We start from the raw sequence: 25,561 nt of genomic DNA, 5'->3' as shown, positions 1-25,561 counted from the left end.
AAAAATTTATTAATTAGTATTTACATTATAAAGTTAGAGCTGATCGACTCGTTTTTATGAACTTTGTTCATAACATCTGCAAATAGATTTGCACAGCTTACAACTTTGATTTTATTACTTTCTTGTTTTAGAGGAATAGAATCGGTTACAATTAATTCTTCTAATTTTGAGTTTTCTAATCGCTCATAAGCGCTACCCGAAAGGATAGGATGAGTACAAATAGCTCTAACACTTTTTGCACCTCTTTCGATCATTAGATCTGCTGCCTTGGTTAATGTTCCTGCGGTATCTACCATATCATCAACTAAGACTACATTTTTTCCTGTTACATCTCCAATAAGTTCCATATGTGAAATCACATTGGCTTTTGCTCTTTGTTTATAGCAAATTACTACATCACTCGTTAATGCCTTAGAATAGGCATAAGCTCTTTTTGATCCTCCCATGTCTGGTGAGGCAATCGTAAGGTCAGTTAGATTTAGTGATCGCAGATAAGGCAAGAAAATAGTAGAAGCAAATAGATGATCTACTGGTTTTTCAAAGAATCCCTGAATTTGATCTGCATGCAAATCCATTGTAATAATTCTTGTAGCTCCTGCTGTTTCAAGCATTTTTGCAATTAATTTTGCAGCAATAGGAACTCTTGGTTTGTCTTTTCTGTCCTGTCTGGCCCATCCATAATATGGCATCACAGCAGTGATATGTCTAGCAGAAGCTCTTTTGGCAGCATCAAGCATTAATAACATTTCCATAAGATGATCAGAATTAGGATGTGTTGATCCAATAATAAAAACTCTGGATCCTCTTACAGATTCTTCAAAAGAAGGTTGGAACTCACCATCACTATAGGTCGATGTAATAACATTACCTAATTTAGCACCATAGGCAGTTGCTATTTTTTCTGCAAGTTCGGTACTTTGACTACATGTAAAAAATTTTGCTTCTGTAACTGCGGTTGGCATAGGGTAAAATGTTGTATTGTAATGAGTTAAAACTTTTTTCTGAAAACAAGGTGCAAATTTAGAAATTTATTTTCACTCTGACCTTTATTTTATTACTTATTTAATGGCCAGAAAAAAATATTTTGCTAATTTTGCCATCCGAATATGCTCGAGTGGCGGAATTGGTAGACGCGCTGGATTCAAAATCCAGTTCTTTCGGGAGTGTGGGTTCGATTCCCACCTCGAGTACTAGAAACCCTGATAAACAATTGCTTGTCAGGGTTTTGTTATTTTTAAGGGCAACTTTTAAGTCTCCGAATATCATGTTCTTAAATATGAAGCTCCATTTACATCAATGATTGCTCCTGAAGAATACAATGCCTGTTTGGATGCAAGAAATACTATTGCATGCGCTACTTCACTAGGCTTCGCCATTCTTTTGAAAGGGGATTCTAGTAGTAGACTTTCTTTTTCTTCATCTGTTAATGCACTTGTAGCCATTTCTGTATCGGTAAACCCTGGAGCAACAACACCAACTCCTATATTGTACTTTGCAAGTGATTTAGCAAGTGATTGACTCAAGGAATTGAGGCCAGCCTTACTAGATCCATATGCAGGCATGTTAGGCTCTCCTCTAAATGCTCCTCTAGATGATACATTAACAATGCGACCTCCATTATTTTTTATCATTGCTTTTGAAGCCCAGTAACAAAGATTAGCTACGGATATTAAGTTTGTATTAATTGTTGTTTGCCAGGCATCTTTCCAATGATCAAAGTTTACATTATCAATTTCATGGAAGATTGCAACACCTGCATTATTTATCAAAACATCTAGTGTGTTGTATTTCTTAATGAAATCGCTAATAAGTGTTTTAGGAGTGCCCTCATTTGACACATCTCCTTTTAGTAAAATGTGATTCCCTCTCTTTAATAACGAAAGTGTTTCTTTGGCAGCAAGATCATTAGATCTATAGTTAATTGCAATGTTTGCACCTTTCTCTGCAAAAGCTATAGCCGTAGCTCTGCCAATACCTTTAGAACCTCCAGTAATTAATACATTTTTGTTTTCAAATTCCATTTTCTTTCAATAGTTATAGTGAATAGAAAAAATCTTTAATATCGGAAGCTAACAATTCAGGTTGTTCCATAGCAGCAAAATGACCTCCTTTTGGCATGTTTGTCCATCGTGTTACATTATATCCTTTTGACATGTATGCTTTAGGTGGTCTAGACAATTCCTTAGGAAAATTAGCATAAGCAACTGGTGGTTTCACGAAGTCATTTACTCCAAACTTCATCGGGTTTTTACTATTCTCATTATAAATTCTTATAGATGAATGAATGGTTTGTGTTACCCAATAAAGAGTAATATTGGCTAATATTTCATCTTTTGTAAATATGTTTTCAAGGTTGCCCTCATTATCACTCCAACTATTAAATTTTTCGACTATCCAAGCGCACAAACCAATAGGTGAATCATTTAATCCGTACCCCAATGTTATTGGTTTTGTGCTTTGTATATAGGCATATCCCGCTTCTCTAGATGCCCATTCTTCAAGTCCTTGATTGTATTTTATGACATCTTCAGAAAGTTCTTCTTCTGTCATATAGGGTTGAAAAGAATCAGAAACATAATTAAGGTGTATCCCTATTATATGGTCAGGATATTTCATTGCTAGTCGCGTACTAATACCAGAACCTATATCTCCTCCTTGCGCACCATATTTTTTATAACCAAGTTTGAGCATTAGTTTATGCCATACGCCTGCTACATAAGCATTGTCACATCCAGATTCTACACATTTACTAGAAAATCCGAATCCAATAACTGAAGGGATTACCAGATCAAAAGAAAAATTCTCGTCATTAGTTAATAGTGGTATGAGTTTTAGCATCTCTATAAATGAGCCTGGCCATCCATGAGTGATGATTAGAGGGATAGATTTTTCACCCTTACCTTTTATATGTAAAAAATGAATTTGATGACCATCAATTTCTGCCATAAAATTTGGAAATGCATTAATCTCCTTTTCAACTTTTCTCCAACTAAAATCATTGAGCCAGTAATTGCTTAATTCTTTCATGTATGATAAATTAGAGCCATAATTCCATTCAGAATTGTCCATTTCATCAGGCCAACGAGTGTTTTTGATTCTTAAATTCAAATCATCCAGAATTTCTTGATGCACATTTATTAAATAGGGTTTTATCATATTTTTTATTTACATTTTTATCTCAAATAAGCAACGGCTAATTTTTAGCTAAAGATGCTTTACTATATTTACCTTTTGACTATATTCATTGTTAAGCACAGTACTTTTTTATTCGTTTCCCAATGTTCTTAACTATTTCAGAATGTTCATTCTCGACTTTTTCTCGGTCTAAAGTTCCTCCCAATATTATCATCTCCTTTTTATTAAACCGTTGCCCCAATCTGTCATCAATCATCACATTTCTCATACTTTCGGCAATACCAATTTCACCTAAAAACTCATTAGGATGCCCAGCTGTACATAAAGAGATTCCATATTTGATAGTTTTCATTTTCTTAATTTTTTTTCCTTTAGTGTTATATCCATAAGCATATCCAACAGTATATACTCTATCAAACCAACCTTTCAATTTGGCAGGACAATCACTCCACCAAACGGGATACAAGAAAATTATGCAATCTGCGGTTTCAATTTTTTTCTGTTCTTTTTGTACATCTGTTGAAATTGGTAAATCTAAATTTAAAAGTCCTTCTCGCATGTATTCCTGTTCAGTCATTTCAGCTTGAAAATCCATATCGTATAAATCTGAGATTTGAAATTTTATGTTTTCGTTTCTCAAAACTTTTTTTAGTTGTCTTAATATTTTATATGTATAAGATTCTTTACTTGGATGACAATATATAATCACTACATTCATTTTATTTCCCGATTAATGATGATAAACAAATTCTAAATGGTTTTCAATAATTTCAAAAACCATTTATGGTTCTACTATATTTGATATCAGAGACCCAAACCATGTTTGCCCACTTCTATATCTTTTACAATCGTCTATCCTTTTCTTTTATTTCAAGGTCATTAATACTTGCGTATCTTTTATCCATTAGTCCATTATTATCAAATTCCCAGTTCTCATTGCCATATGCCCTAAACCATTTTCCATCTTCATTTCTATATTCGTATTCAAATCTAACGGCTATTCTATTTTCCATATGTGACCAATATTCTTTCTTTAATTTATATTCTAATTCATTTTTCCATTTTTTGGTTAAAAAAGATACTATTTTGTCTCGACCGTTAATGAATGTATTTCGATTTCGCCATTCACTATCAACAGTATATGCTAAGCTTACTTTTTCAGGATTTTGAGAATTCCAGGCATCTTCTGCTATTTGAATTTTTTGTTTTGCAGTTTCCAACGTAAATGGTGGAAGTGGGTGTTTTTGTTCCATAATTAAAATATTTATATGTTTTGCTGATGGATTTCCTTTAAACTTTGCTATTCCAAATAAATTAGTCTCCCAAAAATCAGTGAGTTTAGTAAGATGTTCTGACCAATTTTCATCTTGAATATGCCTATTAAAAATAGGACCTAATAATACATCCTTTCTGATTTTAGCATAAAAAGCATTTATCAATTGGCTCACATCTTTTCGGTTTTCTATAATCTTCATACTGCTATTGTTTAGAGTCTTCAATTACTTTGTCTAAACGTTCAGGCTTATCAAGCTTTAAAAGTGTTAAGCGAACACTACTATCCTTTCGTGCTTTTAAGTTGTGAGGTATATTTCTATTTAAAGAAATAATTGCTCCTTTTTTTAGTAAATGAACATCTTCCTAAATTCCAAATTCAATTTCTCCTTCCAAAACATGAACTATTATTGGAAATGGTGCTTTGTGCTCTTTCATTATCTGTTTCCGCTTCAATAGAATTCTAATCTCTCTTGAAAACGACGATTCTAAAATGACTTTCGTAATAATACTATCATCATTAAAGTGTATATGTTCATTAAATGATTCTATTCTCATTTTTGGTTTCTAATTTGATTTTTTATTACTTAAGTTGACGTTCATTTCTAAGTATTGTGCTTAACGTGTTTGTGTATCATCACTTGCCATAGCAATTAATGATACATGGTTTTAGGTGCTTTTTTAGTTTCATTTTAATTAATAGACTTATTGAGTACATTATTTAAATAATTCTATTAATGGACTTCCACTATTTCCACTTGGCAATTGAAGATTAAGCATCATTGTTAGTGTTGATGATATGTCAATAGGTGAAACTTTCCTAACTGATTCTCCATGCGTTATTCCATTTCCAAACCAAAGTAAAGGAACATGAGTATCATAACTATAACCTGAACCATGAATGGTTCCTTTTACCGAAGATACCTCAATTTCAGGATCATCATCTTGAACTAAACCAGCATCAAAAGTTATAAGAACATCGCCAGATCTTTTATGTTGATATCCATTTTGAATGAGCTCTCTTAAACCAGAATTATATTGACTGGTTTGTAAGTGATAGGCAGTTAAAGCACCACTAATTCCTTCAAGATTTACTAAAAAATTTGCAGCATCTTGTTGAATACTTTCTAATTGTAATTTTTTCTCATTGATGATATTTCTGTTCAAATACAACTGATCTCCATCGAAATTTTGAATCCATGAACCTTCTCCATATTTAGTGTTCAAATAGTTACTTAATTGGTCTTTATATCTTGTTATTCTCGCGACTCCAGTAGGAATTTTTAGATCATTTAAATAAGAGGCTATTGGAACTGCACCATGATCAGAGGTAAGAAATAGTGTATATTCGCCTTTACCAATTTCTTTGTCTAAGTATCTTAGAAGTTTACCTATTTCAAGATCCAATCTTATATAAATGTCCTCTATTTCAACTGAATTTGGGCCGAATATATGTCCAGCTTTATCCGTAACAGAATAGCTAATAGTGAGCATATCTGTTTCTTCATCATTACCCAATTTTTCATTTTTAACTACATCCATAGCGAATTCAGTGAGTAATGTATTTCCAGCTGGTGAAAACCCTAACATCAAATATTCTATATTTCTTTTTCTATATTTTTCTCTAAGTTTTTTGAAATCATAAGGGAAGGTTGGGCTGTTTTCTCCAAGGACAACCTCATATTTGTTGTTATCCCCATAGCTTTCAGTATAGCTCTCTATCGGGAATAACGTATTCCAAACAGTATCTAAATATTTGCTCGATTTCTCTAATTTATTAAACTGACTTACCCATTTAGGTAATTCATTCATATAATAAGAACTCGAAACAAAATAGCCTGGACTTGTTTCGATATCATGCCAGTATGCTGCATTGGCAAGATGACCACCAGGTAATACAGCTGCTCTGTCTTTTAATGAAACACTAATTACTTTTGATCTGAAATTAGTATTCAGACGTAGTTGGTCAGAAATTGTAGTCGTCAATAACTGTTTGGGTGAAGCTCCTGTATTATTTTGCTTCTTGCTACCAATTAAAACTACGGTAGTATCTTCCACACTGCTGGTATAGCTCTTTTTATACCGATTGTACCAACTATTACCTATAATACCATGCATTGCTGGTGTTGTACCTGTATATATTGATGAGTGACCTGGTGCAGTAGCTGTTGGCGTAAAATTATATTGGGTGTTTTTAAAATTGAATCCATCGCGTAAAATTCTTTTAAAACCATCTTCGCTATATTTTTTTGCATATCTATATAATTGTTCAGACCTCATTTGATCTACTACAATTCCAACGACCAATTTTGGTTTTTTTAAGTCATCAGACTGTGCATAAGAAAAATTTGAGCTAATTAGATATAATATTAAAATAGATATTATTCTTTTTGACTTTATTAGGGTGTTCATCAAATTTTATTGTGTTGATTATTAAATCTGTTTATGTATATATTATAATTTTTCTTTAAGTGCTTTTCTCCAAAAGTATATTGCAAATACAAAGGTTACAATGGCAAACATAATTCCATTCTCTCCAAGCCAATGTTCAGTTCCTTCGATTTTTTCTGTTAAAGGTGGGAATACTTTTTGAACAAATACATTACTTACCGAGTGAAAAATTACTGCTGGCCATATACTTTTAGATTTAAAAGTATAGTAAGTCATAATAAATGACATCGAAATTACAAAAACAAAAAAAGTTGTAAATTCCAAAGTGACATTTTCACTGTAATATAATAGTATTGGCCAATGCCACAATGCCCAGATGAATCCCACAAAAAGGGATACACCGGTAAAAGAAAGAACTTTTCTTGATTCATAGATTAAAAAACCTCGCCAGCCTATTTCTTCTCCTAAAACCGTTGCCATTGCTCTTATAACACCGACAGTTCCTAGCAAAACAATACCTATAATTATAACAAATGTTGGTTTTAATGTCCCAAATCCAACTAATCCAAGTTCTTTAGCCCATTCCATAATGCTCTCTACATTCGATAATTCTCCTAATCCAAAAAACCAAATGAGTATATAGGTAATGAAGACATATATAGCAGGAGTAAAATAAGACCAGCGAATATATTTCAAATCTGCCCAATTCCAATGTAAGGAAGAAATAGGTCGTCCTTTTATTTTAAGTGTAATTATTGCGGCTATTGCCGGACACCACATAAGCGCTCCAACGTATATTCTAGAAGGATATAAATTAACAATTGCAAGATAAAACGGGGTGCTTACAATTGAAACAATAATTAGGAAAATAAAAATTGTATTCCAAGTTTCTTTGCGTTTCGATAAATTCTTTGACATTTACATTTGATTTTAATTAAAAATTAAGAGAGAACCAAGGGATGGATAACATCACCTAATTCACTACAGCTATTAATCAGAAAAACACTACTAACCATAAACTTTGTTCATTCTGAAAAAGTAAGTTTCGTTAACATTAATTCCGCTTGAATTTATCAACCATTTGTTTAAATTGTTTTTAAAAGTCACCTTTATTTTTTCAAAATATTTATCTGTTTTTATTTCCATTTATTCGTGAATGTTAACTATATTTTGATGCCTCTTCTTTTAATGAAACGAATAGCTCCTGCACAGACTTATATTTAAGCGTTGTGGAAGGTTGTCCTGAATAAAATGCAACCAAATCTAACTTGTTCTGTTCTATGGCAGCCTTTCTCAACGGGCTTAAAAAAGCACTTTGAATTGGGTAAGGAGCTGTAATTTTGATGTTATTATTTTCTTTAGAAAAACCAGTTGAAATTACTCGGGCTAATCTTCCTGTATAAACTTTGGTGAGATCGGTTTTAATAGTTTCACTAGTTAGTAATTTAGATTTATGGAGATCTGAAGCATTTGACTCATTCGTTGCCAAAAAAGCTGTTCCAATTTGGGCTGCGCCAGCACCCAGTTTTAACACATCAGCAATGTCTTTTCCATTAGAAATGCCTCCAGCTGCGATTACAGGTGTACTAACATTATCGACTACCTGATGAATCAAAAGTCGCGTACAGGTCAAAGATTCGTCTGCGGATTTCATAAAAGAAGCGCGATGTCCTCCAGCTTCCGACCCAGATGCAATTACCAAGTCAATCCCTGCTTCCTCTATCATAACGGCTTCATCAAGTGTAGTTGCAGTAGCCATGCTAGTAATTCCTCTTTTTTTCAATTCAAGAATTATCTCCTTTGATGGTATTCCAAAGATAAAACTAGCCACGTGAGGCCTGGCTTTTAGAACAGATTCTACTTGTAATTCGAAATTTTGTGTTTTTGGATTGGGCATTTCAGGAAGAGGAACCTTCAATTGTTCAAAATAAGGCGTGAAAGCTTTTTTCAATGCATCAAAATCTTTCTTTTCAAAACTATTAGTAGGGTCATCTTTAAACGGAACCCAAAGATTAAGCATGTAGGCTTTATCAGTTGAACGTTTAATATCTTCGTCAATCTTCAATATTTCTTCTGGACTATAGGAATTGAGTCCAAATGAACCCAACCCCCCTAAATTTGAAACGGAAGAAACCAATTTGACGGAAGAATATTTTCCGCCAAATGGTCCTTGAATAATTGGATATTTTATTCTAAGCAACTCGGATGCTTGTGTTTTATTCCACATGTGTAAATAATTTATTGACAATCTTCCAATCTTCGTTAATTTTAGCTAAAGACAAAAAGTCGAAATAATTGTAACCTAACATAGGTAATTGTGCCTTTACTATCGCATTATTGCCCAATATCTCTATGGAAAGTATTTCCATTTTAAAATCTTCGCCTAAGTCTCTCGGACTTTTTCTGCTTTTAACGCCATCTATATATTCTGTTATAGCTTTGAAATAGGGAACGCCTTTAATATCTCCGAAAAGTAGAGTTTCTGAATGAAAAACTTCTTTTAACTGAACTACGTCACCGTTATAAATACCTTCAAAATAATTTTGGAGAACAGCTTGTATTTCTTCTAATTGCTTACTGAACATGATTTAATAGATTTAATTTTTTCTAGCAATGTTTTAGCTACTAAACCTGCAGATTGTGGATTCTGGCCAGAAATTAATAAACCATCGGATACCGCAAAAGAAGACCAATCAGCTCCTTTCTTATAAATGGCACCATTCTGTATCAACATGTCTTCAATTAAAAATGGAACTATTTTGGTTAGTCCAACAGCAGCCTCTTCACCATTTGTAAATCCAGTAACTTTTTTACCTTTTACTAACGCTTGACCACTTTGATCTTTCACGTTTTGCAGAGCTGCAGGAGCATGGCATACAAAAGCAATTGGCTTGTCGTTGTTGTAAAATGATTCTATTAATTTAATAGAGTTAGTGTCTTCGGCTAAATCCCAAAGCGGACCATGTCCTCCAGGATAAAATACTGCATCATAATCTTCATGACTCACTTCGCTCAATTTTAATGTTTTACTAAATTTTCTCTGTGTTTTAGAATCACTGTAAAATCGTTTAGTCGTTTCAGTCTGAAAATCAGGTGATGTACTTTTAGGGTCAATTGGGGGTTGACCTCCTTTTGGAGACGCAATTACCACTTTTACTCCTTGATCAACTAATTCGTAATAGGGTGTTGCAAATTCTTCAATCCAGAGCCCTGTTTTTTTATCAGTATCTCCCAACTTATCATGAGAGGTAACTACAAATAGAACTTTTGTTTTTTTTAATTTTTGAGAATACCCTGCAGTGCTCATTAAGGCCAAAACTCCTACTAAGATGATTTTATGTAAATTTTTCATTTCTAATTTGTCTAATTGTTTATAGATTTTTTTAGATAGCGTGACCAACGGAGTGACCTCCTGCTAAGTTAATAGTTTCTCCTGTTATAAAGTCGGCGCTGGCTAAATAGTAAGCTGCTTCGGCGATTTCATTTACTTCTCCTATTCTGTTCAGTAAATGGACCAGCATTGTTAATCAGAACATCAGCTGAGTCGAATTTTTCCAAGGCCAGCGCCACTAATTTTTGTCCAGTTTCTCGCTTGCTTATATCTCCGGCCAAATAGAAAGCATTTTAAAGGAGACTCGAACTCTTCATAGGTTTTCTTCAAATTTTCTTCATTTGAAGAATTCATTATAACATTGCTCTCTTTTTCAATAAAGTGTTTTGCAATTTCCAGATGATGCACCTGTAATAATTACTGTTTTGTTTTTCATTATTTTTCTATATTTATTTATTAAGTTCTGAATATTGTTTCCCTCTCACTCCCCAGTTATCCTGTGGCACTTCATCAATTACTACGTGCGTGGTTTCTGGATTTTTATTTAGTATGTCAACAACTAATTGAGTTGCTCCTGCAATTAATTGTTGCTTTTGTCTTTTTGTCAACCCTTCATCAGTAACTTTAATATTTATGTATGGCATAACTTTTCTATTCAGATTATTATTTATTTACATTCCAAAATTGAAGAATTTGAATTCAGTCTAATAGGATGTAAATCACGAATTTTATGTGAGGTATATCACATAGAAATAAATTAAATATGAATCATAAACCCTCCCTGAAGTATTTTATCAAAAACCGGGTCATAACTAAGTACAAAAAAACCTCGAATAGGCAATTTTTTACTTGCATAGTATTTCCTTAGACCAATATTGGTTTTGATTACTCTTTCGGTAAGGAAATTATATTCGGAATCCAATAATAAACTATACTGATTTGAAAAATTATAAAAGAGCGATGCCGATAGTTCTTTATTGTACAGATATGTTATCGTTGTATTGATTTTTTTTGATTGATATTCTACTGCGGTAAAGAAAAAATCAGATTCTATATAACCCGCAACACTTACTTTATCGTACTTAAATTTTACATGATGAGCTAATACTCCACTATGATTAAAAACACCGTAGGAAATCGCTGATTTTGAATTCAAATTATAGCGTAATTTTATTCCCGTACGCCCACCGATTATCTTCGCTTGGGCATTTGTCTCTACTTGACTCTGCCACGTTGTTGGATTTGGTCTTAACTCTGTGGTCGGGGTAGTCATTGCCCCTATGTGAATTGCTAATTTTTTATGTGGAGTAATGATGATTTCATAAGCACTAAAACCGCTTATTTCTTCATTATTTTCAAGACGCATAGCACCGAAAGACCGTATTTTTAATGTTGGACTCAGTCTGTTGCTTATCATAATACCGGTCTGCAATGAGACGAAATTTGTATTACTTAACTCGTCAAGTTTAATTCCGGTCGAACTGTTCAATCCTAAGTAAACTCTATCCAGAGTGAAATTGTCATCAATATCAATTTTTGTTATTTGGGCAGTACAAGTTGACCAAACAATCGTCAAGCATAAAAAAAAGAAACATTTTTTCATTGCTGCAAATGGAATTAGAGGAAAGATAACTAAAGGTGTAAGTAGTATTATTTACACCTTGTTAAAAAAATTAATCCCATTTGGAATTTATAGATAAGGCATATTTTCCTGCGCCTGTAAAGAATACTACGATTGCACCAAAGAAATAGAGGGCTTGAAGTTCGATTCCCCAACCACCAAACTGATTAAGAGAAAAAATATCGGAACTATGCCCAAGTAAAATAGCAACTAAGAAAAAGAAAGCTAAAATTAAACTGCCCAAGCGTGCTTTGTAACCAATTACAATGAGTATTGGAGCAATTATTTCTCCTATAAAACCTCCATATGCCAGAAATTCTGGCATTCCAATACCATTAAGTAAGCTCTTAATGAAAGCGTAGTTGGAATTCATATTTGCAATACCGTGAAATACTATCAATATTCCAACAGTGCATCTGAGCAATAATAACCCTATATCACTATTTTTTTCTGTTTTTAATGCTTTCATATTTTCTTTTTAGATTAAAATTATATATGATGCAAAGTTGAAAAGTAAGAGGTTAATCTTATAGGAGCTATATCACAATATTTGTGTGAGGTAAGTCACGTTAATTTGAAAGTTAAATTTTTGTCAGTAATATGAAGGCTAATCATTTAGTCTGCTCAAGGTTTCACGAGAGACGCCTAAATAAGAGGCAATTAATCTTTTAGGAACACGTTGAAAGAGTTCAGGATACTTCTTGAAAAACATGTCATGGCGTTCCTTTGCTGTGTTTTTAAGTAAGGAAAGAATTCTATTTTGAAGTGCGATGTAACCCAATTTTGTCTTTTTTGCCCAAAACCTTTCCATTTTGTGCATTTCAGCTTTGAGCTTCTCACGGTTTTGATAAGTTATATATAAGAGCTCACAATCTTCAATGCAATCTACAGAAATATTAGCTACTTTCTGATTAGTAAAGGCATCGTAATCGGTCACCCACCAATTCTCCATCGCAAATTGCAAAATATGTTCTTTCCCAGTATTATCAAAAAAATAGGATTTTAAACAACCTTTAATTACCCAGAATTCTTTATCAACTAGATCATCTTCTTGTATAATGAACTGATTTTTCCGTTTATTTACAGCGGTAAAGTGTCCTAAGATATAGTCAAACTCCTTGTCTGTGAGAGGAACAATTTCATCAATATGTATTTTTAGTGGATGTAATTCCATTTTAATAGAGGGTTTACATTCTATAATAGTAAAATTTATATAGGCCAATATATTGAAATCTTTGAATAGAATTGGCATCAAATGCAAATTAGATGGCTATCTGAGTTGTTTTCAATTGAATACTGAAGGCTTTTCTAGTCATTTTATATTTATTGACTTTTGATGAAAAGTAATCTAGCCAGAAGTGGTTATATTCTTCTTCAATTTTTAAAACGCCTGATATAGAGCTACTCTTCTTCAAGTCACCTCCCTTTTTAATCCCGAATTAACTAAATCAATATGAGATGTGGTAATAAATAATACTTTTGATTATTTAATTTCTTTTATAGTAGTTTTATCATTTCAATGGCTACAAATGATGCAGATGCTGGATTTTGACCAGTCACTATGCTTCCGTCTGCAACAACATATGATTCAAAAGGTGACGTATGCGAAAATATTGCCCCTTGTTTTATCAATTCTTCATCAAGCATAAACGGGATTACATCTCCTAATAAATGCTTATCAATATCCTCCTCTGCTTTTGTAAACGAGTTAATTTTTTTTCCTTCTAATAAGTTGCTACCGTCTGATAGAATAACATTGAGTAAAGCACTTGGTCCGTGACATACTGCACCAATAACTTTTTCATTTTCATAGGTTTCTTTAATGATTTTTTTAACCAATGGATTATCGACCATATCTGTCATTAATCCGAGACCGCCTGGGAAGAAAATAGCATCATATGCATCAATGTCTACATTAACTAGTTTATGACTAAAATTCAGTCTTTTAAATCCATTACTTTCTTTAAACTTCTTGCTGATTTTTTGGGACGAATTGTAGCCTACAAATGGTGGGGTTCCTCCCAAAATACTTGCGAAATCTACTGTGTATCCATCATTAATAAATTCAAAATAAGGATCGGCAATTTCTGAAAATTCGTATCCAGCAGGGTGTTTCCCTGTACCAGTTATATCGGTGCTGGTCACAATAAAGAGTATATGTTTCATTTAATTTTTTTTTAAATTGAGAATAGAGGAAACTCTAGTCTAAAAACTAGAGTTTCCTCTATCTAATACTATTATAGATTAGTAGTTATAATGTGGTGATTTCATGTCTCTACTTGCGTCTTCCACAATTTCCCCATCAAAAATCTTTGTTTGAAAGCTTACGCCAAAAGCTCTTGGTTCATTTGGAAAATAGTCCCATGCGAATTTTTGAGCACTTTCTAATGAACTAAATTCATATAAACCACCTACCGTGTTAGAATTTAAACCTGAAAGCCATGTTTTTCTAACAAAACCTTCTTGTTTTTTAATTCCTTCATTAATTTTTTTCCAAGGAACTTCTGTAAATGGAACCGAAATTTGCAACTCTGTGTAAACGAAAACTTTTTTTAACTCACTCATGTTTTTTTATGTTTTTTAATCATCTAGCTGAATTGCCAAATGACCATACAAAGTTGATGAGTATTGAAGATTTAAAAGTTGTCTTATGACAATGGTTTAAGAGACATTATGTTATCATCAATCTTCTATTTTACTAGTTATAGGATTTTGTAACTGGGCAATTTAATATGTCAAATACACATGATGATTATAAATTAGTAAGCCTACTAACCAATAAATTAGATAAGTAAGCTCACTCAAAACAAATGTTCTAATTTAATTAGGATACTTCTATCAAAGCATTCGCAAGCTCTTTAGGTGTTGTTACTAGGGGAACATGACCGGTATCCAAAAGAACTGATTCTGTAATTCCAGTCTCTTTTTGTAACATTCTTTGTGCAGTTAAACTTAATACGCGGTCATGTTTTGTTTCGATATATGCCTTAGAAACACTACCGAAATTCTTTTCTGTAGTCTCCACAATTTCAAAGAAAGGTTTTGTTGCTTGCTCCACTAATTGAGGTATTACCTCATCAATTTGTGAATCAGTTGCGCCTCCAAAAACGATATTTTTAATGGTTTCTCTATTCATGGTTGCACTAATTTGGTCTTCAGAAAAGATTAAGTTGGCAATAAATTCACTTTCCTTATCTTCTTCAAATATTTTAATGGCTGGCTTACTTTTATAAGGAATCGCAGACGCAATAAAAATTAACTTTTCTATTTTTTGTGGTACTTCTTCTGCAACTTTCGAAATTACATAACCGGCAAAACTATGGGCTACTAAAACAACTGGGGCAGAAAATTTGTTTAATTCCACCTTAACTCTATTAACATAAAGGTCTAAATTAATTTCAGAAATTGGTGTTATATCATCTCCATGACCAGGAAGGTCTATAGAAATCACTTTATTACCTTTTCTTTCTAAAAATTGAGTTGTTTCTTTCCAAGCCCAAGCACCTTCCCAAGCTCCATGAATTAATAAAAATGTTTTTGACGTGCTCATAATTTATATTTTGATATGATGAACTTCATTGTTCAACAACTAAGCAAATTTGAGAAGTATTGAAATGATAAATGTTGTCTTATGACAACGGTTTATGAATTTTAGATTTGGAGGGTTTATTTCTTGTAATGAGCACTCCTAGAATAATAATAAAGCCTCCAATAAGGTGATACGTATGTAAGCTTTCGTTAAAAAAGATAGCGAGTATTGCTGCTGACAAAGGAACAATATTCATAAAAATCCCTGCTTTATCTGCTCCAGTAATTTTAACTCCTTTTTGCCATAAAAAATAGGCTAGAGCAGTTCCCAAACACCCAATTCCAAATGTAGCCATCCAAAAACCGTTTGTGTGTGTTGTAATCACTTCCATTTCACTAATTGGTATTAGCATTAAGAAACCTATTAGACAACAAGAACTTGTTAGAAGGGTGAAATTTAAATTCGAAATTGTTGTGCCATATTTTTTAACCCAAACATGATGTAGTGCGAAAAATACATTAGCAATTAATATGAGAATATCTCCATAATTAAATTGAAGGTTTTTGAGGTTGGTAACTTCCCCATTTAAGATGACATACGTAACTCCCATAAAAGCAATGAAAACACCAAGAACTTGTGTTTTTTTAATGGATGTTTTCAATATTTTATGTGAAAAAAGAATCGTTAACGCAGGATTTAAACTTACAATGAGAGCTGCGTTAACAGCAGAGCTATTCATTAATCCTAGAAAGAAAAATATATTAAAGCCAAAGAGACCGACGAACCCTGTTAAAGAAATACCCTTTATATTTTTAGTGATTAATTGTGAGTTAGGCAATTTTTTAAATCCTAAAAAAACTAATGCTCCAACTCCAAATAAGAAGCGCCAAAAACCAGCTTCAATAAAGTTAACTTCATGTAGTATTATTTTTGCTAAATGAAAATTTAGCCCTAAAAAAATAGTTGCGAGAATTAAGTAAAGTACTGCTTTCATAGATTAAATACTTTACAAGTATAAAGATGAGAAATTAAAGATACTTGAAGCAATAGAAATTGTGTTATGACAACATTTACATATTATTCAATTTTGCTCGTAATTTACTCAACGTAGAATTAGTCATGCCTAAATAAGATGCAACTGCTTTACTCGAAATACGGGACAGTAATTTCGGTTCGTGCTCCATAACCCATTTAAGTTTGTCAATTCCTTCCATCCCTAAAAAACTATAAATTCGCATTTGTGAATGAATAAATGCAAATTCTATAAATTGATGATATATTGTTGCAAATTGTGGAACAGTATCTACTAACTTAAAAAAATCCTCTCTACCTATCACTAATAGTTCTGAAGCTTCGTGTGATACTAAAAAATCTCTTGAAGGTTTTTGTAAAACAAAACTTGTTATGGCAGACATTATACTGTCTTCTAATGCAAAATAGCCTGTAACTTTATTTCCTTTGGTATCAATCTCGTACATTCGTAGGCAGCCTTTACGTATAAAATAAAAATATTTACATGTTTGGCCAATATTACACAGCATTTCATTTCTATCTGTTTTCAAAGGTTTAAAACAGGCAGTTATTTGCTGTAATTCTTTTTGTCCTATTTTTCCGTGACTTTTTATGTGTTTTTCTAGTTCTTGATACACTTTTAATTTTTAGAGTTAATTAATCTACGATGTGAAAGTAAGAAGTATCATTTGTACAATTATTGTTCTATGACCACCTTTTTTAATTTCTAATTATTCTTGTTCATTAAATTCTATTGGCAATAGTTTCTTATTTTCACTTTTCCGTTTTAGTCGGATTCTTTCTGAAGATATAGAAAAAAAGAATTGCGAAAATTATGTACACTATAGCGAGTGAAATAACAATTACTGAATGCGTTTGGATGTTTAAACCAACTTTAACCAAAGCAATTGCACCAACTCCAAAATGCATTAGATTTCCAATCACAATTGGTCTATTGTAAATCCCACCTATTAGCGTTCCTTTTGCCATCCAATTTAATAGTCCAAAACCGAAGTATAAGGCACTCAGTATTTTCAAAAATAGTATGGTAATATTATTGGGTTCAATATTAAGAAAGTTGGATATTTCATTTGGTAAAAATGAAAGCAGGGCTCCAATAACTGCCATAAACAAGGCACTTATAGTCATTACTACTTTTGTATTCATAATTATCTTTTTTAATCTGTTAGTTGTTCTTTTAAGCCTTTTAGTTGAGCTATCAATTTATTCAGTTGAACCTGTTTCCTTTTTATGGTTTTTGGTCTAAAATAAAACGCATTTAAAGCAATCCCACCAAAGTAGTTTAATCAGGCACAATTATGTTTTTACCTCTTGAATGTCCATTTTTTTGATATTTGAGAGCTTTTTTTACTTCTGAAAACGAAAAAACCTTGTCAATAAATATTTTTATATCGCTATTTTCAATTAACATTACAATTTCTTTTAGTTGCTTATTATTTGATTTAAATAAATATTTTGTCGCGGTCACGTCATATTGAGCAATAAGCTTTTTTGAAATTGGAGTAGATAATGAGGATATTCCTACATATTTTCCATCTTTTTTCAAGATCTTGAATGATTCCTCTGCGGTTTCAACACTGTCAAAAACAGCATCAATATTTTCCAAGGTTTCAGAAAAGTCAATTTTATTATAATCTAAAACCATATCAGCACCTAGTGATTTTAAAAAGGCAGTATTTTTTTCTGATGCTATTGCGATTACAAATGCTCCAGCCCATTTTGCAAATTGCAAGGCAAAAAGACCAACACCACCAGCAGTTGCTTGAATTACTATTTTCTCATTTTTAGAAAGCCCTAATTTATCAAAAATTCCTTGCCAAGCGGTTAGACTAGCCATAGGAATTGCAGCTGCCTCTATAAATGTCAAATTTTTAGGCTTGGTTGTTAGGAACCTTTCTTCACTAGCAACAAATTCAGCATATGCACCTTGTTTATTCCAATCTAATGATCCTATTACTTCATCCCCTTTTTTGAATTTAGTAACCTTATTTCCAATTCCTTCTACAATACCAGAGATATCAGATCCTAAAATATAAGAACTTCCAAATTCACCACTTTCAACACCTTTCCAATCTACCGGGTTAACACCTATAGCCTTTATTTTTATAAGTACCTCGTTTTGTCGAATTTTTGGGATGTCTATTTCTCTTATTTCTATGTTTTCGATCCCCTTTTTATTTGCGATTATTGCTTTCATAATTACTATTTTTTTTAGTTGTGCAACAGTCAGCGTTGTTAGCAAAAGTTATTTCCACGGGTTAGTGGTGGAATTTTCTAAAGCTAATTTAATTTCGCCATTATCATAGAACTGATAGGTGATTCTTGTTGTATAATAACTACCTGCTGCAGTTCTATTTCTTTTTCTGAATTTTTTTATTTCTTTTGAGTTTTTATAGGGTCTTAAATCTACGGTTTTAGTGAACTTTAATGCATCAATGAGTATTTGTGTTTTACATTTATATTTTTGATAATAAACTTTGGCAACTTTAAGTTCTTTCTCATATTGTTTTAAAATATTTTCTTCATTATATTTTTTATTTGACAGTGAAGCTAAAGTGAAGCCTGATTTACCTCTTTTTAAATAGAAATCTGCCGTTTCTTGACTTACTTCTTCAATATCTCCCTTCTCTCTTGAAAAACTATCTCCGATGTAAATTAAATTTACTGTTTTACTTTTACTAACTCCGGCACAATCACACATTTGAATATATTGATATTCAAATGTTAAGTAATTAGGAAGTTTTGATTTTGGGATTTGTTTAGAATTTCGCAATGAAGTAGTATTATCATATGATCCAGGTATTGAAGGATACATACGAATAGTATCTGTAACTGCATTAACAGGTACCTGAAGTTTATCATGTTGAGTTATTTTAGTAACTATAACCCCATATCCTTTTTCGGAAACACTCCTCATGTGAGAATCATATTCGCTAGGTATAGAGCAGTTTGTGAATAATATTATAATTATGAATAGGGGTGCTTTTTTCATTATTTTTAATTCTTAGGCTAAAACAAAATTGATAATAGTGTAATTCCTATATGTAATATTTTTGTAAATCATATTCTTATTCTAATATCATTGATCATGCTAAAATCTAATTTTATAGAGAAAACTTCATTAGAGTTTATTTCCATTAAATGGATTAAAGCATATCCTTCTAATAGTTGAGAACCCATTTTTACATTACCAGGAACATTCTTTATTTTTTTTATGTCTTTTACCTTTTCAATAATCAACTTATTATTCGAATTCTCATAAAAAACAAATTTATCTTTGAGTTGATTCAAGTTGCCTAAAGATTTTTGTATATCATACTCTTTTATACTGATGGCATTAACAACTGCAAATGTTTTGTTTTTCGGAGAGATAAGAGCTTCTATTATGATTTCGGGTCCTGCTAAATTAAAAGAACCTGCTTCAAAGAGAGGGTTCTCTGTTTGCCTTGTGATTTGCAAGTTCAAATCAAAATTTTTGGCATCTTGAAATTTACCAAGATTGGAAGTGAATTTAGATGTTATAAAACCTTTTTTAGTACTGATAGTATTAAAACTGGATTTCTCGACTTGTTCAGGTACGTTACTAAAAACAGTTGGATTTGATATTTGGTAAGTTATTGAGTTCTGACTTACACCATCATCTATAGTAGTTTTAGGATTGTTTTGGTTTGAACATGAAATTGTTCCCAAAATAATTAATAATAATACATTAAAGTTTGTCATTTTCTATTAGGTGTTAAGGTACTTTTTAAGTCTATCGCATTTGTTTTCACATAGAATTATCCAAATTAGAATTACAGAAGTTAGTGTCCACAGAGTGAAAAACTTCTCGAAATTAGTTTTAGCCAATATGTTTCCAATAGTATTCAATACAAATAATACTAAGAAGATCCATAACGTAATATTGATAATTTTCATTGATATAAACTCTCTTATATATTCCCCTTTAATAAGAAGGGTGGCACATAAAAAAAGATTTATTAGTATCGAAATAGTTTCAAAAATATATATCTCAGCGTCAGTTTTAAGCCTCCCGCCCCAAGTTATTTCATATGGAACTATTTTTAGAATAATACTTAAATGAAAAAGTATTATTACTATAAGCATCCATAACATTATTTTAATAGCAGTTTTCGGACTCATTATTTCCCTTTTTTTTATATTGACATACAAATAACCTCTTGTATAAAGCGCCTGGTGTGTTTTTTGCTTATGGTTGCTTTTTCTTTCCCATTTTAGTCGGATTCTTTCTAAATATATAGAAAAAAAGAACCGCAAAAATCAAGTATACCACAGTAAGTGAAATAACAATTACTGAATGCGTTTGGATGTTTAAACCAACTTTAACCAAAGCAATTGCGCCGACTCCAAAATGCATTAGATTTCCAATTGCAATTGGTTTGTTATAGATTCCACCTATTAGCGTTCCTTTTGCCATCCAATTTAATAGTCCAAAACCCAAGTATAATGCGCTCAATAAATTCAAAAAGAGTATTGTAATAATATTTGATTCTATATTTAAATATTCTATTACTTCATTTGGTAAAAATGAAAGCAGGATTCCAATACCCGCCAAGAGTATGGCACTTGAGGTCATTACTATTTTTGTGTTCATATTTATATTTTTAATCTGTTAATTGTTCTTTCAAATCTTTTATTCTTTGTATACTTTTAATCATAATGAATCTTATCGCGAATTTTATCATCACATTTTTTATAAATGGACATCATGATTTTGACACCCATTTATAACATCTCTTGTATGATGCGTTTGCACTCCGAAAGGTGCATATGCAAATTGTTGTAGTCAGTTTATTCTATTCTTATTATCCCATCAGAATACGTTTTAGCTTTTCCAGCTATTAAGACTCTGTCTTCTTTACTGGTACAAAACAACTTTCCTTTTCGAGTCGATAACTGAATTGCTGACATTTCTTTTTTATTTAATACATTTCTCCAATAGGGAGTTAATGAAGCATGAGCAGAACCTGTAACTGGGTCTTCAAATATTGTTGCTTGAGGAATGAAGAATCTTGATACAAAATCGGAATGATTCCCTTTAGCTGTAATTGCAACGCCTCCTGGGTCAATATTTCCCTTGTCAAACGTGTTTTTATCTATTCTAATATTTCTTACATCTTCTTCGTTTTCATACACTAAAATATAATCTCTTGATTTTAAAACTTCTGTAGGTTGTTTGTTAAGAGATTCTTTTATGAAATTTGGCAATTCAGCTTCAATAGGATTCCTTTCAGGTAAATTCATTTCGTATAAGTTATTTTTGACATAAACAAACAATTGTCCACTTTTGGTATTGAAAGTTATTCTGTCTTTGGCATAACCTAAAATTGTTGTTAGTGCATGAGCCGTTGCAAGGGTGGCATGTCCACATAAATCAAGTTCTAAGTCAGGCGTAAACCATCTTAATTCAATATTGTCTCCTTTATCAATAAAAAAAGCAGTTGCATCAACTGAATTTTCTCGTGCAATATTCTGAAGTAATCCATCTTCTAACCATTCATTTAGTTGTACGACTTTTGCTGGATTTCCACTGAATATTTTATCAGTAAAAGCATCTATCTGATAATATTTTAATTTCATAGGTTGATTTTTTTAAATGAGTAGTTAATGGGATCTGAGTGCTTCAATAAACCGAGCATCTACCCACATTGTATTTTTCTTGCCATTACTAAGAAACCGTGTAAAGAAAAAGTATTTCCCATCTGATGTCACACTGCCAGATCCTTCTGAGAGTTCTGTATTTATTTGAGCTCCTAAATTAATTGCAGCGCCCCATGAGCCATCTTTCTTACGAAAACTAATATACATATCAAGTTTACCGAATCCGCCCTCTCTTTCTTGAACATCCCAGATCAAATAGGATTCATCTGGAGCTATGAATGGGTGGAATTTCCTTGTTTCCATATCAATATCCAATGTTATCGGTTTTTCATGTATGCCGTCTATTAGTCGTGAATAACGAATACTTCCTACTGCAGCTGACTTATCGTAAAAGGGTGACGTATCAAAATAGTAAGTTCCATTAGATGAAGCCGTAAGGCGCATAATGGGAATAGAATCAAACGGTGCGCCAAGACTTTTCACCTCTGACCAGCCAGAAGGGGTTCGCTCTCTATATTCGTTTCCTATATGCATAATCTTACTGTTAGGAGAAATCTCGCCCCCATTGGGTACCGCAAAAGACTCGGTCCATAGATTATCTTTGTATTGAATGGCAACCAACGCATGCTTTTCTAATTCTTCATCAGTTCTACGGAAATAAATCTCTTTTAAATCGGGTGAAAAGGCAGTTGCTTGATCGCTGTGCTTTATAGAAACAATACCAGGAGCAAAAGCTTCAGGAATTAAACCTGGTGGTTTTTGTGCAAAAAAGGGATTCTCTAAGAGTGGAAAATCAGAATCGTTTACTTTCTGTTTTTTAGTATTGCACGCATTTAATAATAGTACAAATACAAGTGTCAAAATAAAATGTAGTTTTTTCATTGTTTAAATTTTTATTTTTATAAATGTTTAGTGACAATTTGTTAATTGCTATTTTCTAAAAGTTCGTTTCATTCGCTTTTTTGTAATTCCTTAAGCATATCCTTGGCATTTTTATTTTGAGGATTTAATTCAAGTGATTTTGAGTAGTTTAAAATGGCCAAATTAGTTTCTCCTGCTTTCATACAGGCTTCTGCATAACTATCGTATACTTTGTAACTATCTGGATGGAGCATCATGTTCACTTTAAAAATGTCTTGTGATAATTCTATTCTACCCTCATTAAAAAAACTATGCCCTAGATTATTTAAATAGTCTTCAGTAGCTGTAGGATAAGCAGGTTCCTTTTCAATTAAGGTTCTATATGCTTTAAGTGCTTTTTCAAAATCACCTTCAAGAAGAAATTCCACGGGTTCTTTTTTATCAGTATCCATCTTGACAAAAGTTGAAGCTATTGTTCCATTGTTTGCATTTATGTAAAGCAAATTGAGTTTTTCATTCTCAGAGTTTGGATTGAATTGGATAAGTCGGCTGGAATTTCTTCTCACAAAATTACTATCCGATACTTTGACTAATTCTTCTGCTTCTACGTCAAGTATATTTTTAGTGAATAGAAGATTGTCCTTTTGAAAAACTTCTACAACCCTACCATTTTCCATGTATCTTCCCGTAATTTTATTGACTAAAGACTGTTTAATTTCCATCTTTTGATGTACCGGAACATAATTATCCCACTCATAAGCCATGGCAACAGAGCGAATCACTTCATGATTGAAAGCTGGAATAGTGGAATTGGTTAACACAACCACACCATAGCCTTTGTCTCTATGAGCTGTCATTAAATTAAAAAATCCTCTATTCCATCCGTGATGGCCAAAGTAGATGTCTTTTTTCTTATTCTCAATACTAAGCCCTAGTCCATATTTAAAATTTGGCCAATATTTACTCTTATATCCAGATGTTGTAAACATCTGTGCCGTCATGTCTTTTGATAAGCTTTTATTACTATTATCTTTTAGGGTTTGCTGTATGTTAATAATAAATTTTGCAATATCCTCTGCAGTTGTCCATAATCCGTTTGCAGCCATTGTTGGATGGGTATGCCATTTGCCTTTTACCATAGAACCATCTGTTAAATAACCCGTTGCTGCCATCGTTAATTGTTCCGAAGAAAGCGTTTGGTTAAACGTACTATTGCTCATTTCTAAAGGTTGTAAAACCAACTCATCCATAAGCTCTGGGAATTTTTCAGCTTCAATATCTATCATCATTTGTTGAATGATCGTATAAGCTCCAGCCAAAATATCAAGTTCAGGCTCCTTATTTACGGTAACTGGCTCATTTTTTGCCGGAGAAATTCCGTTTAAGACCTCTACAAGTGTTGGTACAGATTCATCTGTACTATATCCTGGAATGGCGTGAAGGTTTATTCCAGAAGTACCGTTCAAAAGATTTTTTATGGTGGCTTTCCTTTCTTTAGTAAATTCATTGTCTGGTAATTGCCAGGATTTTAAATAGCTGTTAATGTTTTCATCTAATGTGACTTTATCTTGTTCTACAAGACGTAATGCACCATATGCAGTTACAGGCATGCTAAGTAATGATGCTTGGAAAAGTGTTTGCTCGGTCACTGGAGAATCATCTTCTTTATTCATGACACCGTAACCCTTAGTCCACGCAATTTTGCCATTATGTATTACAGCAATACTAACACCTGGAACCCCATAGTGTTCCATACGTTCTTCTATAGTCCATGTTGAATCGCCTGCTATGTATGATCGATTTGGGATACCAGCTTCCACCTTTTTAATTAAATTACTGGTCGTATCAATCTTTGATTTTTTGGCACATGACTGAAAAAGAAATATGATGAAAAGGATTGAGATACTGTTTTTCATAATTTTATTTTTATACATTTTTGGCAGTAGTATTCTTATCTATAATTTCTTTTAGTTCTTTTGACCATAAAATAGCATAATGGCCTAAATTATTTAATTCAATCATACTGCAATTATTAAATGATTTTGAAACATTTCTTGCTCCTTCAATTGGTAAAACTTTATCCTCTTTTGAGTGAACAATTACTGCTTTTTTTAAATTTATTAATTCACTGCAATAGATTGCCATATCAAGTTGATTTATGTTTTCTTGAGTATCATTTTGAATTCGTTTGATTAATTCATTTTTAGTTTTGGAATTTAATCCAAAATGATTGGACATTTCATTGACTCTCATAATGAACCTGTGCGGTGTAGTTACCAAAATCCATAAAGGGATTTTTAAGCTAGGATTTTTCCTTAATAGAGTTGCTGTATTAACGCTTCCAAAAGAATGACTAATGATTAAATGAGGCTCAAAATTTAGAACTTCAGTTTCTAGGAAATCTGAAAATTGAAACATATTCGTGCTACCTTTTGAACTTCTGCCATGAGAAGGTGCGTCATATGCAATAACTTTATAGTTGTTTTTTGTAAGCACATTTATTACCGATGCGAAATTGCCTGCTTGACCTTCCCAACCGTGAACAAGTAGGGCTATTTTAGTATTTTCAATACCCCATTCATATTTGGTGATTTCAAAGTTTAAATATTTTATATTATTTATTGATGATTCATTTAAAACTTTCTCTTCTGATTTCCTTAATTTTCTAGTTCTTGGGTTACTCATAAACTTATAAGCAATTTTTGAAACTAGTTTACTTGAGAAAATTTGGATAATTTTTATTATTAATTTCATTCATTTTATCTTA

At 32.3% G+C, this 25,561-nt stretch carries 29 protein-coding genes and 1 tRNA gene; 1 reads left to right on the top strand and 29 read right to left on the bottom strand.

Annotated features, from left to right (window positions below):
- Positions 1-20: 20 nt before the first annotated feature.
- Positions 21-962: a ribose-phosphate pyrophosphokinase gene (locus tag Z054_RS0109750; protein WP_024769882.1), complete on the bottom strand. Its 942-nt coding sequence runs from the start codon at positions 960-962 to the stop codon at positions 21-23.
- A gap of 146 nt (positions 963-1,108) precedes the next feature.
- Here Z054_RS0109750 and Z054_RS0109745 point away from each other — a divergent pair.
- A tRNA-Leu gene (locus Z054_RS0109745) sits at positions 1,109-1,190 on the top strand.
- Between the two features lie 72 nt (positions 1,191-1,262).
- On the opposite strand, the gene Z054_RS0109740 is transcribed toward Z054_RS0109745, so the two are convergent.
- The 28 genes from Z054_RS0109740 to Z054_RS0109595 all read right to left on the bottom strand — a co-directional run bounded on the left by Z054_RS0109740 (position 1,263) and on the right by Z054_RS0109595 (position 25,548).
- Positions 1,263-2,021 (bottom strand): SDR family oxidoreductase, encoded by a 759-nt coding sequence (locus Z054_RS0109740; protein ID WP_024769881.1) that lies wholly within the window; start codon positions 2,019-2,021, stop codon positions 1,263-1,265.
- A gap of 13 nt (positions 2,022-2,034) precedes the next feature.
- Entirely contained in the window at positions 2,035-3,156 is a 1,122-nt protein-coding gene (locus Z054_RS0109735; protein WP_024769880.1) for an epoxide hydrolase family protein, read from the bottom strand.
- Between the two features lie 91 nt (positions 3,157-3,247).
- The gene (locus tag Z054_RS0109730) at positions 3,248-3,853 is read right to left on the bottom strand and encodes an NAD(P)H-dependent oxidoreductase (RefSeq protein ID WP_024769879.1); all 606 of its coding nucleotides are present in this window, start codon (positions 3,851-3,853) and stop codon (positions 3,248-3,250) included.
- Positions 3,854-3,977: 124 nt separating this feature from the next.
- A complete protein-coding gene (locus Z054_RS0109725; RefSeq protein WP_024769878.1) occupies positions 3,978-4,388 on the bottom strand; it encodes a nuclear transport factor 2 family protein in 411 nt (136 codons plus the stop codon).
- Positions 4,389-5,124: 736 nt separating this feature from the next.
- A complete protein-coding gene (pafA, locus tag Z054_RS0109715) occupies positions 5,125-6,819 on the bottom strand; it encodes an alkaline phosphatase PafA (RefSeq protein ID WP_024769877.1) in 1,695 nt (564 codons plus the stop codon).
- Positions 6,820-6,861: 42 nt separating this feature from the next.
- Entirely contained in the window at positions 6,862-7,716 is an 855-nt protein-coding gene (locus Z054_RS0109710) for a CPBP family intramembrane glutamic endopeptidase (RefSeq protein ID WP_024769876.1), read from the bottom strand.
- 241 nt (positions 7,717-7,957) lie between these two features.
- Complete coding sequence (locus Z054_RS0109705) at positions 7,958-9,025, bottom strand: NAD(P)H-dependent flavin oxidoreductase (RefSeq protein WP_024769875.1); 1,068 nt, start codon at positions 9,023-9,025, stop codon at positions 7,958-7,960.
- Positions 9,015-9,383, bottom strand: coding sequence for a nuclear transport factor 2 family protein (locus Z054_RS0109700; RefSeq protein ID WP_024769874.1), 369 nt, complete (start codon positions 9,381-9,383; stop codon positions 9,015-9,017). The genes Z054_RS0109705 and Z054_RS0109700 overlap by 11 nt, the downstream gene beginning before the upstream one ends.
- The gene (locus Z054_RS0109695) at positions 9,365-10,150 is read right to left on the bottom strand and encodes a type 1 glutamine amidotransferase domain-containing protein (RefSeq protein ID WP_035091325.1); all 786 of its coding nucleotides are present in this window, start codon (positions 10,148-10,150) and stop codon (positions 9,365-9,367) included. The genes Z054_RS0109700 and Z054_RS0109695 overlap by 19 nt, the downstream gene beginning before the upstream one ends.
- Positions 10,151-10,181: 31 nt before the next feature.
- A complete protein-coding gene (locus tag Z054_RS32310; RefSeq protein WP_206538794.1) occupies positions 10,182-10,319 on the bottom strand; it encodes a hypothetical protein in 138 nt (45 codons plus the stop codon).
- 259 nt (positions 10,320-10,578) lie between these two features.
- A complete protein-coding gene (locus Z054_RS0109685; protein ID WP_024769872.1) occupies positions 10,579-10,773 on the bottom strand; it encodes a tautomerase family protein in 195 nt (64 codons plus the stop codon).
- Between the two features lie 113 nt (positions 10,774-10,886).
- Positions 10,887-11,546, bottom strand: a complete 660-nt coding sequence (locus Z054_RS0109680) for a hypothetical protein (protein WP_152538518.1) — start codon at positions 11,544-11,546, stop codon at positions 10,887-10,889.
- Positions 11,547-11,802: 256 nt separating this feature from the next.
- Positions 11,803-12,219, bottom strand: a complete 417-nt coding sequence (locus Z054_RS0109675; protein ID WP_024769870.1) for a DoxX family protein — start codon at positions 12,217-12,219, stop codon at positions 11,803-11,805.
- 138 nt (positions 12,220-12,357) lie between these two features.
- The gene (locus Z054_RS0109670) at positions 12,358-12,924 is read right to left on the bottom strand and encodes a Crp/Fnr family transcriptional regulator (protein WP_024769869.1); all 567 of its coding nucleotides are present in this window, start codon (positions 12,922-12,924) and stop codon (positions 12,358-12,360) included.
- A gap of 323 nt (positions 12,925-13,247) precedes the next feature.
- On the bottom strand, positions 13,248-13,916 hold the full coding sequence (locus tag Z054_RS28195) for a type 1 glutamine amidotransferase domain-containing protein (RefSeq protein WP_035091322.1): 669 nt from the start codon (positions 13,914-13,916) through the stop codon (positions 13,248-13,250).
- 78 nt (positions 13,917-13,994) lie between these two features.
- Positions 13,995-14,315, bottom strand: a complete 321-nt coding sequence (locus tag Z054_RS0109660) for a YdhR family protein (protein ID WP_024769868.1) — start codon at positions 14,313-14,315, stop codon at positions 13,995-13,997.
- Between the two features lie 259 nt (positions 14,316-14,574).
- Positions 14,575-15,300, bottom strand: a complete 726-nt coding sequence (locus Z054_RS0109655; protein ID WP_024769867.1) for an alpha/beta fold hydrolase — start codon at positions 15,298-15,300, stop codon at positions 14,575-14,577.
- Positions 15,301-15,379: 79 nt separating this feature from the next.
- Positions 15,380-16,273: a DMT family transporter gene (locus tag Z054_RS0109650; RefSeq protein WP_024769866.1), complete on the bottom strand. Its 894-nt coding sequence runs from the start codon at positions 16,271-16,273 to the stop codon at positions 15,380-15,382.
- A gap of 76 nt (positions 16,274-16,349) precedes the next feature.
- Positions 16,350-16,928, bottom strand: a complete 579-nt coding sequence (locus Z054_RS0109645; protein ID WP_024769865.1) for a Crp/Fnr family transcriptional regulator — start codon at positions 16,926-16,928, stop codon at positions 16,350-16,352.
- A gap of 136 nt (positions 16,929-17,064) precedes the next feature.
- Complete coding sequence (locus Z054_RS0109640) at positions 17,065-17,457, bottom strand: MATE family efflux transporter (RefSeq protein ID WP_024769864.1); 393 nt, start codon at positions 17,455-17,457, stop codon at positions 17,065-17,067.
- Positions 17,458-17,593: 136 nt separating this feature from the next.
- The gene (locus Z054_RS0109635; protein WP_024769863.1) at positions 17,594-18,508 is read right to left on the bottom strand and encodes an NADP-dependent oxidoreductase; all 915 of its coding nucleotides are present in this window, start codon (positions 18,506-18,508) and stop codon (positions 17,594-17,596) included.
- Between the two features lie 48 nt (positions 18,509-18,556).
- Entirely contained in the window at positions 18,557-19,303 is a 747-nt protein-coding gene (locus tag Z054_RS0109630; protein ID WP_024769862.1) for a hypothetical protein, read from the bottom strand.
- 68 nt (positions 19,304-19,371) lie between these two features.
- Positions 19,372-20,034, bottom strand: coding sequence for a hypothetical protein (locus tag Z054_RS0109625; protein ID WP_024769861.1), 663 nt, complete (start codon positions 20,032-20,034; stop codon positions 19,372-19,374).
- A gap of 487 nt (positions 20,035-20,521) precedes the next feature.
- Positions 20,522-20,926, bottom strand: a complete 405-nt coding sequence (locus tag Z054_RS0109615) for a hypothetical protein (RefSeq protein WP_024769859.1) — start codon at positions 20,924-20,926, stop codon at positions 20,522-20,524.
- Positions 20,927-21,123: 197 nt separating this feature from the next.
- Positions 21,124-21,912, bottom strand: a complete 789-nt coding sequence (locus tag Z054_RS0109610) for a PhzF family phenazine biosynthesis protein (protein WP_024769858.1) — start codon at positions 21,910-21,912, stop codon at positions 21,124-21,126.
- Positions 21,913-21,936: 24 nt separating this feature from the next.
- Positions 21,937-22,815: a hypothetical protein gene (locus Z054_RS0109605; protein WP_024769857.1), complete on the bottom strand. Its 879-nt coding sequence runs from the start codon at positions 22,813-22,815 to the stop codon at positions 21,937-21,939.
- Between the two features lie 68 nt (positions 22,816-22,883).
- On the bottom strand, positions 22,884-24,710 hold the full coding sequence (locus Z054_RS30075) for a serine hydrolase domain-containing protein (protein ID WP_161635272.1): 1,827 nt from the start codon (positions 24,708-24,710) through the stop codon (positions 22,884-22,886).
- Positions 24,711-24,720: 10 nt separating this feature from the next.
- The gene (locus tag Z054_RS0109595; protein ID WP_024769855.1) at positions 24,721-25,548 is read right to left on the bottom strand and encodes an alpha/beta fold hydrolase; all 828 of its coding nucleotides are present in this window, start codon (positions 25,546-25,548) and stop codon (positions 24,721-24,723) included.
- Between the last annotated feature and the right edge of the window lie 13 nt (positions 25,549-25,561).

Source organism: Aquimarina macrocephali JAMB N27 (assembly GCF_000520995.1).
GTDB classification, from domain to species: Bacteria; Bacteroidota; Bacteroidia; order Flavobacteriales; family Flavobacteriaceae; genus Aquimarina; species Aquimarina macrocephali.
Note: the sequence above shows the minus strand (reverse complement) of the source record. Positions and strands in the feature narration are given on the sequence as shown.

Excerpts from the sequence above, each read along its gene's own strand:
- Z054_RS0109710 (WP_024769876.1), bottom strand. The coding sequence starts at position 7,716 with ATGTCAAAGAATTTATCGAAACGCAAAGAAACTTGGAATACAATTTTT.
- Z054_RS0109685 (WP_024769872.1), bottom strand. The coding sequence starts at position 10,773 with ATGCCATACATAAATATTAAAGTTACTGATGAAGGGTTGACAAAAAGA.
- Z054_RS32310 (WP_206538794.1), bottom strand. The coding sequence starts at position 10,319 with ATGCTGGTCCATTTACTGAACAGAATAGGAGAAGTAAATGAAATCGCC.
- Z054_RS0109730 (WP_024769879.1), bottom strand. The coding sequence starts at position 3,853 with ATGAATGTAGTGATTATATATTGTCATCCAAGTAAAGAATCTTATACA.
- Z054_RS0109705 (WP_024769875.1), bottom strand. The coding sequence starts at position 9,025 with ATGTGGAATAAAACACAAGCATCCGAGTTGCTTAGAATAAAATATCCA.
- pafA (WP_024769877.1), bottom strand. The coding sequence starts at position 6,819 with ATGAACACCCTAATAAAGTCAAAAAGAATAATATCTATTTTAATATTA.
- Z054_RS0109615 (WP_024769859.1), bottom strand. The coding sequence starts at position 20,926 with ATGAACACAAAAATAGTAATGACCTCAAGTGCCATACTCTTGGCGGGT.
- Z054_RS0109680 (WP_152538518.1), bottom strand. The coding sequence starts at position 11,546 with ATGATAAGCAACAGACTGAGTCCAACATTAAAAATACGGTCTTTCGGT.
- Z054_RS0109670 (WP_024769869.1), bottom strand. The coding sequence starts at position 12,924 with ATGGAATTACATCCACTAAAAATACATATTGATGAAATTGTTCCTCTC.
- Z054_RS0109595 (WP_024769855.1), bottom strand. The coding sequence starts at position 25,548 with ATGAAATTAATAATAAAAATTATCCAAATTTTCTCAAGTAAACTAGTT.
- Z054_RS0109630 (WP_024769862.1), bottom strand. The coding sequence starts at position 19,303 with ATGAAAAAAGCACCCCTATTCATAATTATAATATTATTCACAAACTGC.
- Z054_RS0109700 (WP_024769874.1), bottom strand. The coding sequence starts at position 9,383 with ATGTTCAGTAAGCAATTAGAAGAAATACAAGCTGTTCTCCAAAATTAT.
- Z054_RS0109660 (WP_024769868.1), bottom strand. The coding sequence starts at position 14,315 with ATGAGTGAGTTAAAAAAAGTTTTCGTTTACACAGAGTTGCAAATTTCG.
- Z054_RS0109725 (WP_024769878.1), bottom strand. The coding sequence starts at position 4,388 with ATGGAACAAAAACACCCACTTCCACCATTTACGTTGGAAACTGCAAAA.
- Z054_RS0109640 (WP_024769864.1), bottom strand. The coding sequence starts at position 17,457 with ATGAATACAAAAGTAGTAATGACTATAAGTGCCTTGTTTATGGCAGTT.
- Z054_RS0109675 (WP_024769870.1), bottom strand. The coding sequence starts at position 12,219 with ATGAAAGCATTAAAAACAGAAAAAAATAGTGATATAGGGTTATTATTG.
- Z054_RS0109750 (WP_024769882.1), bottom strand. The coding sequence starts at position 962 with ATGCCAACCGCAGTTACAGAAGCAAAATTTTTTACATGTAGTCAAAGT.
- Z054_RS28195 (WP_035091322.1), bottom strand. The coding sequence starts at position 13,916 with ATGAAACATATACTCTTTATTGTGACCAGCACCGATATAACTGGTACA.
- Z054_RS0109655 (WP_024769867.1), bottom strand. The coding sequence starts at position 15,300 with ATGAGCACGTCAAAAACATTTTTATTAATTCATGGAGCTTGGGAAGGT.
- Z054_RS0109650 (WP_024769866.1), bottom strand. The coding sequence starts at position 16,273 with ATGAAAGCAGTACTTTACTTAATTCTCGCAACTATTTTTTTAGGGCTA.
- Z054_RS30075 (WP_161635272.1), bottom strand. The coding sequence starts at position 24,710 with ATGAAAAACAGTATCTCAATCCTTTTCATCATATTTCTTTTTCAGTCA.
- Z054_RS0109735 (WP_024769880.1), bottom strand. The coding sequence starts at position 3,156 with ATGATAAAACCCTATTTAATAAATGTGCATCAAGAAATTCTGGATGAT.
- Z054_RS0109740 (WP_024769881.1), bottom strand. The coding sequence starts at position 2,021 with ATGGAATTTGAAAACAAAAATGTATTAATTACTGGAGGTTCTAAAGGT.
- Z054_RS0109610 (WP_024769858.1), bottom strand. The coding sequence starts at position 21,912 with ATGAAATTAAAATATTATCAGATAGATGCTTTTACTGATAAAATATTC.
- Z054_RS0109695 (WP_035091325.1), bottom strand. The coding sequence starts at position 10,150 with ATGAAAAATTTACATAAAATCATCTTAGTAGGAGTTTTGGCCTTAATG.
- Z054_RS0109605 (WP_024769857.1), bottom strand. The coding sequence starts at position 22,815 with ATGAAAAAACTACATTTTATTTTGACACTTGTATTTGTACTATTATTA.
- Z054_RS0109625 (WP_024769861.1), bottom strand. The coding sequence starts at position 20,034 with ATGACAAACTTTAATGTATTATTATTAATTATTTTGGGAACAATTTCA.
- Z054_RS0109635 (WP_024769863.1), bottom strand. The coding sequence starts at position 18,508 with ATGAAAGCAATAATCGCAAATAAAAAGGGGATCGAAAACATAGAAATA.